We start from the raw sequence: 13,248 nt of genomic DNA on the forward strand, positions 1-13,248 counted from the left end.
CCATGGATACATCTGTACAAGAGGCCCTCAAAATCGGCCTTGTAAATGACCAGATTCATACCATTGTTATTTCTGGTGGTACTGGTGTTGGTAAAAGTTATATCCTTCGCCAGTGCCTCGAGAAATGGCAAATTCCCTATCGTTTAATACCTGTTTATGTAGATAACTCACAGTTACAAGAGTCTATCGATTTTGAGGCTTCTCTAGAACAGGGCAAGATGGTAATGTCCTCCGGTTTATTAGATGACACTAGCACGCGTTGTTGGGTTGTCGATGATGGACATGTGTTATCACCAGAGGTGCGACATGCACTACTGGTCGAGGCCAAGCGTCGCCAAATCTTGCTGATCATGACCATCAATCATGAGGATCAAACCCTAGATGATGCGGAGTGGGAACTCGTAGATGTGCATGTATCGATGGAGACGCCTTCTCTAGAGTCGCGTATCGTAGTATTGCAACAACATAGAGAAGAAATTCAATGTATTGATATATCCACATTTGGTGGTAATCAAACAAACCTAGATGATGGGCCATCTGAGGTGGAATCTAAGTCAATAGACATTCCTTCATCTGAGGATATAGGTTCTCTCATAGCAAATAAGAGTGTTCAAGCTGTAGCTGTTCCTGATGCCATGCTTTCACTGGCTATATCCTACGCATTACAAGCAAGAACTGTAGGTCATGGGGCTGAATATATATTGTTACAAGTCATGAAGTCGCTCGCTGTTCTTGAGGGCAGTTTGTATTGCAAGCCGATCCATGCAGAAAAAGCCGCTTTATATGTTCTGCCTCACCGCATGAAGCGCAGTGATACAGCGGATTCGCAGCCCTCACAAGGCGAGGAATTAAATTGTAAAAACAATCAAAATGAGTTGCAACAGAGTGCTGAAATAACAGATAAGGACGACATAGGTGATTCCAATAACGCTGATTCTGGAGAGTCTGATTATAATGAATCTAGTCCTGATGACTTAAATGCTAATGGACAAGATTATTCAAATATAGATAGTCCTGACTCAACAGATACAAATTTTGACGATGATGAATCAAATGAGCCTAATAATCTGGATGCTACAGCGCAATCGTCGGATAATTCAAATGCTATGAATACAATTGATGATGTATTTACTGGAATCTCTTCTTTATCCTTGCCCGATACGGTTGCCCGTATAGCTAATGAATTATTTCAGTGGAAATTAGAGTCATCTAAGACTGTAGATCGAAAATACCGCAAGGGTTCAGGACGTCGTCTCATGACAAAAACAAAGGACACGAGAGGTCGCATGATTCGAGCTTATCAGGACGAGCATGCTCTAGAGGACTTGGCCTTAGTAGACACACTACGAGCGGCTGCGCCCTATCAGCGGTTGCGAGCTGCTGTTAAGAGGGAACAAGAAAAAAAATCTACCCAGTCTTTGCCATTAGAACAGCAAGATGTTAAGGGATTATCTATTGTGATAAAACCACAGGACTACCGCCGAAAGGCTCGCGAAAAACGAATTGGTGGATACCAGCTTTTCGTAGTAGATGCTAGTGGCTCTATGGCAGCTCGCCACCGTATGGAGGCGACAAAGGCTGCTATTTTAAGTCTTTTACGAGATTCTTATATTCATCGTGATTCAGTGGGGCTCATTGCATTTCGCAAGGAATCTGCAGAGGTATTATTACCCTTCACGCGCAGTGTAGAGCGAGCGGAGAGATTATTAGCAACATTGCCTACCGGTGGTAAAACACCGTTATCTCATGGGTTGCGTACGGCCTATACAATATGCGAGCGATTACTACGCAGACATTCAGCGGAGCGCATACAAATTATTTGTATCACCGATGGTCGCGCTACTTTTGGGGATTCAGAGGACCCCGTAGCAGAGGCGAAACAATGGGCGCGTATTCTGGGAACCTTGCCTGTTGATGGTATCGTTATTGATACGGAAACAGGATTTATCAAGCTAGGATTAGCTAAGGAATTATGTAAATTGATGAATGGCAGTTATTATGCCATGGATACTATTACGGCAGATCGTATTTTGCGGGTGTCGCGGAGGTAAATCATGAGTCGTCTCATGTATATTTCTAATTTAGGAAAACAAATCCAATATATAGAAAAGGCTGTCGCTACCTATCCAGAACTTTTACAAGGAGAGGTAGATATTTGTAATATGAAACAATCTCCTCTATGGGATGCCGACTTTGAAAGCCGTCTCCGTGCTGCTGATGTAGTTCTTGTAACGAACATGGGAGTTGGCTTAGACTCGCCGTTCTTAGAACGTCTAGAGCGCTGGTTATATGCGCATCATCCTAAATACTGGATTGATGTGGTTGAGCCGAAGAAAACAGATATTCTATACCGTAAAATGGACGAGAATAAACGGATTCTTCTTGAAAGCTACCGCCGCACTAGTGGTGTTATGAACTATGTACGCCTTATCAATGGTGCTTTGAGTACAGAACCTGCCTCAGAATGGGAACAACCCAATCCTATCCCTTGGCAAGCCATTATGGGGCGCGCAGGCAATATCTACGAAACCTATGATGAGTTTATGGAGGCTGAAGGCCATCGTGACTGGCCATCCATAGCGGTTTACTTTTATCGAGATGAATGGATCATGGGGGATATTGCGTATCAACAGGCCTTATTTGAAGAGATTTATAAACATCAGTATAATCCGATTATCTTTTATGGTCAGTATGGATCGAATCCTCGCGTCGGTATTCCGAATATGAAACTGTCCATGAATTATCTTTTTGGACAGGATGTATTCCCCTTTGATGTGCTCATAAATACTTGCAAATTTTCATTCCAGTCCTTAGGGGCTCAAACCTTGGAGGAGTTAAAATTACAGGATGTTCCTATTGTTCAGGGGTATACGATATACATGGATGAAAAAACGTGGGCCGAGAACCCGCAGGGGGTGACGCCATTAGATGTGAATTTATCTATATCACAACCTGAACTAGATGGTGTTATCCACGGAGGTGTTGTGGCTTGTCAGACCTTTGATGAGCAGGGCCACTATATGTACCTCCCTGTAAAAGAACGCATCGGTGCAGTGGTGCAACGCGCCATTAAATGGTCTAAATTGCGCCACGTTCCCGTATCGGAGCGCAAGGTGGCTATTATATTACATAACTACCCACCGAAGAACTCCAATATTGGTTCCGCCGCAGGTCTTGATACACCAGAATCAGTACTCCGATTATTACGTCAAATGCAAGCGGAAGGATATTCAATCGATAGTGTACCGGAAACCAGTGCAGACTTGATGGAACTAGTTACATCGCATATGACGAATGATCGCTCTATGCTAACCGATGAGTTACTAGCTTCTGCAGAAGGCCGTATGAGTAGTGCTGATTACAAAGCATACTTTGCTACATTGCCAGAAGATACACAGGTGGCAATGGTCAAATCCTGGGGAGAGGTGCCAGGGGATGTATTCGTTTATGACGATGATGTTATTATTCCCGGCTTCGCTAACGGTAACTTGTGGATTACCGTGCAGCCGCCTCGCGGTTTTGGTGAAAATGTATCTGCTATTTACCATGATCCTTGTTTGCCTCCACCGCATCAATACTTGGCCTTTTACCATTGGGTACGAACTGTCTTTGAAGCGGATGCGGTCATTCATGTCGGCACCCATGGCTCCTTAGAATGGTTACCTGGTAAGGGGGCTGGCCTCGGTGCTAGCTGTTACCCTGAAATAGGAATCTCTAGTTTGCCTAATATTTATCCCTACTGGACTACCATAATTGGTGAAGGCATACAAGCCAAGCGACGTAGCTCGGCTTGCCTAGTGGGGCACTTGTCACCACCGATGACGACAGCGGGGCTGTATGATGAGTTTGAAGAACTAGAAGCCTTGCTCGATGAGCATAGTCACTTTGAGCAGGAACACCGAGAAAGCGTCTCTAATATAGGCGAAGTGATTCGAGAGAAGGCTATCGCCTGTCATCTTATTGAAGAAGACCGTGGTACTACTATGGCGGTGGACGCTATCATTACTGAGGTCCACGAAAAGTTGAGCGACTTAAAGCATATGCAGATGCGCAATGGTTTGCATATCTTAGGCCAAGGACCTGAGGGGATAGACTTAGAAGAATTTATTACAGCTATTATCCGAAACCCTCAAGGTGAGATGGCATCGGGACTTGCTGTTATAGCAGAGGAACTGGGCTACGATTGGTCCTATGTTGAGGAACATGCTGGAGAAACTGATAAGGATGGTACACGATACAGTGTTATTATAGACCGCATATGGGATGAGTTGCGTAGCTTTGTAAGCTATGTAGTCAATACGCCAGATTACTCCGTATCTGAACGGTTAGAACCGTTGGCAAAGGCTATCGTTCAAGAGTATATTCCTAAGTTAGGAGCTACGAAGAATGAGCTTATCTCTATATCTAGAGCCTTACAAGGCCGGTATGTAGAGCCTGGACCTGGGGGTGCACCTTCGAGTGGTCAAGTCGATGTACTGCCTACAGGACGTAATTTCTATGGTTTAGATGAACGGGCTTTACCTACAAAGGTAGCCTATCAATTAGGCATAGAGCTAGCAGATCAAGTCATTGCTGATTATATTCTAAATGAGCAACGCTATCCTGAGACAGTAGGTATCATTCTATGGGCTACAAGTAACTCTAGAAGTCATGGTCAGTGTTTAGGTGAGTTTCTATACTTGCTAGGGGTTCGGCCTAAATGGCAGTCAGGCGGGCGCGTATCAGGCTTAGAAGTCATTCCGTTAGAGGAATTACAGCGTCCTCGCATCGATGTGATGGGCCGTATTAGTGGACTCATTCGAGATATGATGCCTACTGCTATTAGTTGGCTCGATAAGGCTGTTGAACTAGTAGCAGAACTAGACGAGTCCCCACAAGACAACTACGTTAAAAAGCATATTCATGATGATGTAGATTGGCTCGTTGGACAAGGTGAGGACCCTCTGTTGGCTAGTAAAAAGGCGAGACTCCGCATATTTGGCGATCCGCCACAGGCCTATGGCACAGGGGTAGGCGCTTTAATTGAAGGAAAAAACTGGGAGTCCTTACAAGATATTGCACAAGTATATAGCAAGTGGAGTAGCTTTCACCTGCATAAGGATATTCCTCAGGATATGAGGCTATTCCAACGTCGACTAACTACGATGGATGTGACGATTAAGAATGAAGATAATCGGGAAACGCACATTATAAGTGCGGACGATTATTATAGCTATCATGGTGGTCTCATTGCGGCAGTACGGACTGCAAAGGGTAGCGCGCCACGTTCCTATGTGGGGGATAGCTCTGACCGCAGCCGTGTAGTGATGCGCTCCCTAGGTGAAGAAATTCGCCGCGTCGTACAAGGGGAGACGCAGAATCCTAAATTTATTCTAGCCATGATGCAACACGGATATAAAGGGGCTTCAGATATGTCAAATGTGGTTTCCCATACCTTTGGTTGGGATGCTACGAGTGATGTCGTACCAGATTGGATTTACGAAGGGTATGCTAATAAGTACGCCTTAGATAAAACCGTGCAAGACTGGATGCGTCAAGTAAACCCTTGGGCCTTGCAGCGTATTACAGAAATCTTGTTAGAAGCCTCTCAACGTGGCTATTGGGCTGCTTCACAAGAGATGTTACAAGATTTACAGTCTTTATATCTTTCTATGGAAGGTGTTATAGAAGGGCGTTAGCATGAAACAGAGAATATCTATTATATGTACCATATTAATGATGGTACTATTGGTGGTCGGCTGTGGCCCTACACAGACGGGGACATCAGGGACCACACATCAAGTTACAGATGGGACAGGCACAGTTGTTACGGTGGCTAATGAACCAAAGCGTATAGTTCCTATTGGTACGAGTACGGAGGATATCGTCTTATCCTTGGTGGATCCAAGCCGTGTGGCAGCCGTTGGTACATTGCCAAATAACGTGCCTGATGCGGCTAGCAAGGTAGAGAAGCATGTAAAAGCCTCAGCAGAGTCCTTGTTATCTGTACAACCTGATTTAGTATTAATTCCAAACTGGATGTCCCCAGATACAATTGGAGAAATGCGAAATATGCAGATTCCAGTGTATGTGTACAAGACACCAACTACGGTTGAAGAAGCAAAGGCTAATATTCATGAGGTCGCAGGGCTTTTACATGCCTCTGATGAATCCCTGATTGCTAGCATGGATGCAGATTTGAAAACTGTAGAGGATTTAGCTAGTAAGCATACAGGACCTCGTCCTGTGGTGGCTTTTTACTCGCAATTTGGCCTAAATGGTGGTAAGGGGTCAACCTTTGATGATATGTGTAAGTATATGAAGGTGACCAATGCGGCTGCTGAATTAGGTCTTGGTGCTTATGACAATGGGACGCGAGAGGATTTGATTCGCATGAACCCCGACGTGATTATCATTCCATCAGCGTCCTATACTTCTGATGGCTATAAGCCTGCATCGGCAGATCAGCTCTATTCAGATCCTGCCCTTCAAGGTGTCAAAGCTATCGCTAACCATCGTGTGTTTCTCGTAGATTCTGCACAGATCATGAGTTATTCCCAATTTATGACCCGTGCAATGGTATCTATGACACAATATATATATAGTATGTGATTTATGTGTGTGGAGGTTTTTTATGAAAGTATCCAAAATGAAACGATTATCCATGTATGTAGGGTTAGCCCTGGTATTTGGTAGTACATTGAGTGCAACCCAAGTATTAGCGGCTGATGCAGGTGATGCGAAGGAAACGCATACCATTGTTGTTACTGCTACTCGTAGTGAACAACAACTTTCAGAAGTACCAGCTAGCGTAGGTGTAGTAACAGGCGACGATATTCGTGAACGTCACGCTACAACAATGAACGAAGCCTTGAATATCATACCAGGCGTAGATATCAATACATACGGTGGTGGCGTAGGTTACACAAATTCTAACGCATTTCGTATCAATGGTTCTGACCAAGTATTGTACTTGGTAGACGGCATCAATATGGGGGCCGCTGGTGTGAATCCGCCAATGACAATTTTGAAAGATATGTCTGGCATTGATCGCGTGGAAGTACAACGTGGTGCAGGTTCTACATTGTATGGCTCTGGTGCCATCGGTGGTGTCGTTAACGTAATCACTGCAAAACCTGAACTAGGCGTTCAAACTAAGTTACGCGTCATGGGCGGTAGCAATGATTTAGAGCAATATGCAATTACGAACGAAGGTAGCAAAAATGATTGGTACTGGCGTGTAGGCGTACAAAAAGATATCATCGGTTCCTATAAAGATGGTCATGGCGTACGCATTCCTCAACATAGTAATAGCCATAATGCATCTTTTATGGTAGGAAACAAAATCAATGATAAAAATGATGTAAAAATTTCCTACGATACATACCGTGGCGATGTAATGTACTCTGACCATTTAGGTGCTTTAAACCACATTCGTTATGGTAATGAAGCGAATGATTCTTTGCGCGCTATTTGGAATAACAAAATCAGCAACCGTTGGAGCCATCAATTGTACTTGATGAATAATCACTACAAAACAACGTACGATGGATACTTAACAGATGTAAAAACTCGTGGTATCGGCGATCAAGTAACATACAAAGCTAAAGACCATACGGTAGTAGGTGGTTTCGATTGGCGTCAAGATAAAGTGGTTAACATGGGCGGCGTAAAACTTACGAATGCGTCTTACTACATCCAAGATGAATGGAAATTCGCTCCTAAGTGGACGGTAACACCAGGTATCCGTATTGACCATCATTCTTCCTTCGGTACACATACATCTCCATCCATCAGCCTAGGCTATGATGTAAATGCGAAAACAAATGTGTATGCTGCATATAAAGAGTACTTTTTGGCTCCTACACCATACCAATTGTTTGATGGCTTTAACGGCAACCGCGATTTGAAACCTGAAACAGGTCGTGAGTTTGACCTTGGTGTACACCATAAATTCGGTAAAACTTGGAACAGTAACCTTAGCTTCTTCAACCGTCATACGAAGGACAGAATTGGTTGGGTTATGACAAATCCTGCAGCTTTTACCGGCCAATATCGCAATTTTGATACTGAAAAAGCGTATGGCATCAATGCAGATGTACGTAAACAATTGACAAACCACTTATCTGCCCGCCTTGGCTATACATACACTCATATCGATGCAACACCAACTCGTAAAGCTAACCGTGATGGTTATGTGCCTAAACATGCGGTTAATGCTGGTCTTGACTACAATGATGCTAAATGGGATGCTCACTTGGATATTCGCGGCGTCATCGATCGTCCTGGTACTGCTGCTAATGTATTCCCTCGTAAAACATACTGGTTGGCTGATATCAGCGCTAACTACCGTGTACGCGAAAATGTAACTGTATTTGGCCGTATTAATAACATCTTTGATACATACTATGCAGAACAATCTAGCGTTCGTTGGGGTAACCCTGGTGACTGGTGGCCAGGTCAAGGTCGCAACTTCCGCTTAGGCCTTGAAGTAACTATTTAATAGTTATAAACCTTAATAATCATCACTCTGAAAGAGCCTTTAGTTAGGCTCTTTCATTTTTACATTAATTTATCGTGGTATAGTAGTACAGCACTATGAGAGTTATTTTCAATAGCCGATAAATTAGGCATATGTAAATAAGTATGTGTTATAAAACTATAGATTTTCTATAGTAAAAGCTCTATAATATTATGTATTATATATCTATTTTAATCGTATTTTATGTTTTACTTTGTGATGTATCAGTTATTTACTTGTATAGCAGGTGTTTTGTTACTTTCACAGTTATCAAAACCTCCTTGTTGAGGAGGTTTATTTTTAGAGGAGTTGGATCGAAATGAAACAACCAGAATTGTCGCCGTATATGATGGCTCGCAAGCCGTCTGGCATTCGCCTAGGACAAATTAAATTCTTGGAACGTAAGAACCCGCCAATCTTGGTGAATGGTTCTATTGGTAATGTAATGCGTCCTATGCATCCCGCCATGCAGCGTAGGTTGTTCAATTTGGGCGGTGTAAATAGCCCGTTCCATAATGGCATCGTGCCATACGTACCAACTACAGGTACTAATGAATGTCGCGAAGCATTCCTTCATATTTTGCGCAGTCAAGGTTTCGATACAACTGGCCTTGATGTACTCGTAACGGACGGTGCATCCATGGCGATGGAAATCATCATGCTCGGCGTATGTGGTGGTGCAGGCGAAGAGGAACGTCCTCTTTTGATGTTCAACCCATCTTATACAAACTATGATGCGGTAGGCCTTCGCATTGGTCGTAAAACAGTGACTGTTGAGCGTGAGCTTAACGAAGATGGGGAATTTGAATTACCATCCGTTGAGACTGTAGAGCAACGCATTATCGATACAAAACCGGGCGCATTGCTCATCATTCCTTACGATAACCCGACTGGTCAATTATTCAGTAAGGAAACATTAATTGAATATACTAAATTATGCGTTAAACATAATTTGTGGATTATCTCTGACGAAGCATACCGTGAATTGGCTTACGAAAAAGGGAAAGAAACATCTAGTATTTGGGCTTTAACCGATAAGGATGTACCTGGTATCGAAGGCCGCCGTATCAGCCTTGAAACGGCTAGTAAGGTTTGGAATGCTTGTGGTCTTCGCATTGGTGCCATCATTACAGACAATAAATTGTGCTACGAAAAATCTGTTGCTGAATATACGGCAAACCTCAGTGCTAATACATTGGGCCAATATATTTTTGGCGCTTTGAAGCACGAGTCCTACGCACAATTGCACAACTGGTATGAGCAACAACGCGATTACTACCGTCAAATGATCTTTGAACTTCACCAAGGTTTCAAAGAGGTAGAGCCGGACTTCATCGTATCTCGCCCTGAAGCGTCTATTTATTTTGTAATCGACGTACGCAAGGTAGCTAAACCTGGCTTTGATGGTGTAGAGTTTGCCTCTTGGTGTGCTGAACACGGCGCAGTAAGCCTTGATGATGGGCAAGAGTACACCCTACTCATGGCACCGCTCAATGGTTTCTACAGTGGTAAAAAAGGTGAAGATAACCCTGGTAAGACACAATTGCGCGTATCCTTCTGTGAAAATCCAGACTTATTACGCTTAGCGCCTGAGTTGCTATCTAAACTATTCAGAGCCTATGAAGCACAACGCTAACAATTAGAAATATAATCATAATCATAATATAAAGAAAGCCCTCCAGTTGGAGGGCTTATTCTAACTTATAAAATAAAAAAGAAGCTATAATACTATGTGTTATAGCTTCTTTTTGTTTTATCCCTAGGTAGGATACGTAGGGAAGGAGAATTATTTTTCTTCTTCATGATGTGGTCCCTTAGTATGCAATTCGGCTGCGAGCTGCTCGCTAGGCATAGAGCTTTCCTCTGTTGTTGGATACGAAGTGTCTTCTAAGATAACCGTTTCTAACAGTCTGTCAACCTGATCAGACTGAATGGATACTTCTTTATTGTACCATTCACCAAAATCGCGAATTACCTTTTCGTTACGACGGAAGTAGGTATATTGGTCGATTTTACGAGATTCTACAAGTTCCGCATTTTCTAAGATGCTCATAAATGTAGAAATAGACGATTGAGATACACCGCAGCGTTTTTGGATACTCTTAACGCTTACACTGTTAGGAAAATCGATAAGAGTTTTAGAGTGTACTTGTACACCAAATTCTTGCTCTGGGCGTTTTAGCCACAATATAATATCTAACCGATGCGGATTGGATAATGCTTTCAAGATTCTTAACGGGTCCATAGGGCCTCCTCTTACTAAAAAAATAACGAGTTCCTAACCTTGACCGTGGACTTGCATTATGCGGTCGTATTATACGCGTCTTGCTCCGTATAGGGTTTTTCCTACTTTTATCATACGCTACTTTCACTGTGAAAGCTAGAAAAAACTTATAAATTTCACGAATTGATGAATTTTATTGCACTTAATTAAAAATCTTAGTGTGCAATACTATGAGCTTATAATGATTATATATACATCCTATAGAGTGTTATATAGCATAATTTCGTAAAATATAGAATATATTTATTTTTTTGCCGATTTTTTTAAAGGTGTTTTACCTATTCGTAGAGAATATATATATACTGTATGAACTTATGTAAGTTAAGCTTTCATTTAAAGGAGCTGAGTATATGGCAATTGATCGTAATGAAACATTTGATGTCATCGTCGTTGGTGCAGGTCCAGCAGGCTCTGCGGCGGCATTACGCCTCGCAGAACAACGGGCGAAAGTACTACTCATCGAACGTGGCACCGCACCAGGCGCTAAAAATATGATGGGTGGACGTATCTACACACATTCTTTAGAACGTCTTGTACCGGACTTTAGAGAACGTGCACCATTGGAACGTAAAGTGACAAAAGAACGTATTTCTATTGGCACTGGCAATGAAATGACTACTATTGAGTATAGTAATCAAGATGGGAAACCTAATGAGGAATCCTATGTAGTATTGCGCGCTAAATTTGATAAATGGCTCGCAGGTGAGGCTGAGAAAAAAGGTGCTCTCCTCGTATCTAACGTACAAGTTACAGACCTTATCACTGAAGGTGAAGGCAAGAACCGCCGCGTTGTAGGCGTTCGCTGTCACGATGATGAAGTGTATGCAAAACTAGTTGTTATCGCAGAAGGTTCCAATACATTGTTATTGGAAAAAGCTGGTTTAACAGGCCCTACAGATCCAAGTACTATGGCTGTAGGCGTTAAAGAAGTATATAAACTTAAGAAAGATGATCTTGAAAATCGCCTCATGCTATCTGGTGATGAAGGTATGGCATGGCTTACATTGGGAGATATGACTGACGGCTTATTGGGCGGTGGCTTTATTTATACTAATAAAGAAAGCCTTTCCGTAGGTATGGTTGTAGGTCTTGAAGATATCGGCAAAGCTAATAAATCTGTAGACGAAATGCTTTCAGCTTTCACAAGTCATCCAAGAATTGCACCATTGTTGAAAAATGGTCAATTGAAAGAACATAGTGCTCATCTAGTACCAGAAGGTGGTTATAAAGCAATGCCACAATTGGGCGGCAATGGTTATATTATCGTTGGCGATGCAGCGCGTATGTGTATGAACCTTGGTTATACTATTCGTGGGATGGACCTTGCCATCGAATCCGGCATGTGTGCCGCAGCTGCTGCTAACGTGGCATTGCGCGACGAAAATATGGAACGCATTGCTAGTCTATATGAACGTGAAATCAAAAATTCTTGGTTGCATAAAGACTTGAAATTGTATAAAAACATGCCTGACTTCCTTGCATCCAATCCTCGTATATTCAAGGAATATCCAGCTCTCGTGAATAATGTGATGCGCGATGTATTCACTGTAAACGGTGACGGTGCTGTTCCGATGTTGAAAAAATTAATGGGTCGCGTTGGTGACGTTGGCCTTGTAACCTTGATTCGTGATGCATTGAAAGGGGTGCGTTCCCTATGAAATTAGAAGAGCGCTTGGGCGCCAATAAATATTATGTAGATGAAACGTCTCCTCATATCCTTGTGGATGGCGCTGGCTTCAGCCGCGAAGAGAAAATGAAACTCGTAAACGGCTGCCCTGCTGGTCTATATACATTACAAGAAAATGGCGATTTAGCCTTTGACTTCGCTGGTTGTTTAGAGTGCGGTACTTGCCGTGTTCTTTGTGGCGAAACTATCGTAAAAACTTGGAAATATCCGCGTAACGCTAAGGGCGTAGAATTTAGACAGGGGTGAGTGTATGGAGTTATTAGTATGTGTCAAACAGGTTCCAGATACATCTGAGATTAAACTGGATCCGGAAACGAATAATCTCATCCGCACAGGCTTGCCTAGTATTGTAAACCCTGACGATATGCATGCATTAGAGGCAGCTCTTGCGGTAAAAGACGAACATGAAGGTAGCCGTGTAACGGTATTGGCGATGGGTCCTCCTCAAGCTGAGGATGCTCTTCGCGAATGTTTATCTCTCGGCGCTGATGATGCGGTACTTGTTACAGACCGCGCTTTCGGTGGCGCTGATACATTGGCTACAAGTTATACTATTGCATCTGCTATCCGTCATATTCAAAAGACAATGAATCGTCAATTTGAAATCATTTTCTGCGGTAAGCAGGCTATCGATGGCGATACTGCACAAGTAGGCCCTCAAATTGCAGAAGAACTCGGTATGGCGCAAGCAACGTATGCTTGTAAATTTGCTGTAGATACAGCGGCTCAAAAAGCAACTGTAACACGGGAGCACGAAAATGGTTACGAAATCGTAGA

At 42.9% G+C, this 13,248-nt stretch carries 8 protein-coding genes and 1 pseudogene; 8 read left to right on the forward strand and 1 reads right to left on the reverse strand.

Annotated features, from left to right (window positions below):
• The first annotated feature begins 2 nt into the window (after positions 1-2).
• The 5 genes from RYM16_RS06095 to RYM16_RS06115 all read left to right on the forward strand — a co-directional run bounded on the left by RYM16_RS06095 (position 3) and on the right by RYM16_RS06115 (position 10,136).
• On the forward strand, positions 3-2,051 hold the full coding sequence (locus RYM16_RS06095) for a VWA domain-containing protein (RefSeq protein ID WP_314982963.1): 2,049 nt from the start codon (positions 3-5) through the stop codon (positions 2,049-2,051).
• 3 nt (positions 2,052-2,054) lie between these two features.
• Complete coding sequence (gene cobN, locus RYM16_RS06100) at positions 2,055-5,678, forward strand: cobaltochelatase subunit CobN (RefSeq protein WP_314982965.1); 3,624 nt, start codon at positions 2,055-2,057, stop codon at positions 5,676-5,678.
• Between the two features lies 1 nt (position 5,679).
• On the forward strand, positions 5,680-6,591 hold the full coding sequence (locus tag RYM16_RS06105; protein WP_314982967.1) for an ABC transporter substrate-binding protein: 912 nt from the start codon (positions 5,680-5,682) through the stop codon (positions 6,589-6,591).
• A gap of 22 nt (positions 6,592-6,613) precedes the next feature.
• Positions 6,614-8,482 carry a TonB-dependent receptor gene (locus tag RYM16_RS06110; protein WP_314982970.1) on the forward strand — a complete coding sequence of 623 codons (1,869 nt, stop codon included), beginning with the start codon at positions 6,614-6,616 and terminating at the stop codon, positions 8,480-8,482.
• Positions 8,483-8,819: 337 nt separating this feature from the next.
• Complete coding sequence (locus tag RYM16_RS06115; RefSeq protein ID WP_314982972.1) at positions 8,820-10,136, forward strand: aminotransferase class I/II-fold pyridoxal phosphate-dependent enzyme; 1,317 nt, start codon at positions 8,820-8,822, stop codon at positions 10,134-10,136.
• Between the two features lie 150 nt (positions 10,137-10,286).
• Here RYM16_RS06115 and RYM16_RS06120 read toward each other — a convergent pair whose 3' ends face one another.
• Positions 10,287-10,745, reverse strand: a complete 459-nt coding sequence (locus tag RYM16_RS06120) for a helix-turn-helix domain-containing protein (RefSeq protein WP_314982974.1) — start codon at positions 10,743-10,745, stop codon at positions 10,287-10,289.
• 389 nt (positions 10,746-11,134) lie between these two features.
• Between RYM16_RS06120 and RYM16_RS06125 the strand changes: the two genes are divergently transcribed.
• The 3 genes and pseudogenes from RYM16_RS06125 to RYM16_RS06135 form a co-directional block, all read left to right on the forward strand.
• Positions 11,135-12,442 (forward strand): FAD-dependent oxidoreductase, encoded by a 1,308-nt coding sequence (locus tag RYM16_RS06125; RefSeq protein WP_105081225.1) that lies wholly within the window; start codon positions 11,135-11,137, stop codon positions 12,440-12,442.
• On the forward strand, positions 12,439-12,717 hold the full coding sequence (locus RYM16_RS06130) for a ferredoxin family protein (protein ID WP_105081226.1): 279 nt from the start codon (positions 12,439-12,441) through the stop codon (positions 12,715-12,717). Before RYM16_RS06125 ends, RYM16_RS06130 begins: the two co-directional genes overlap by 4 nt.
• A 4-nt stretch (positions 12,718-12,721) precedes the next feature.
• Positions 12,722-13,248: pseudogene (locus tag RYM16_RS06135) on the forward strand (electron transfer flavoprotein subunit beta/FixA family protein); the annotation flags it as partial.

The organism is uncultured Veillonella sp. (assembly GCF_963524655.1).
Lineage (GTDB): Bacteria > Bacillota > Negativicutes > Veillonellales > Veillonellaceae > Veillonella.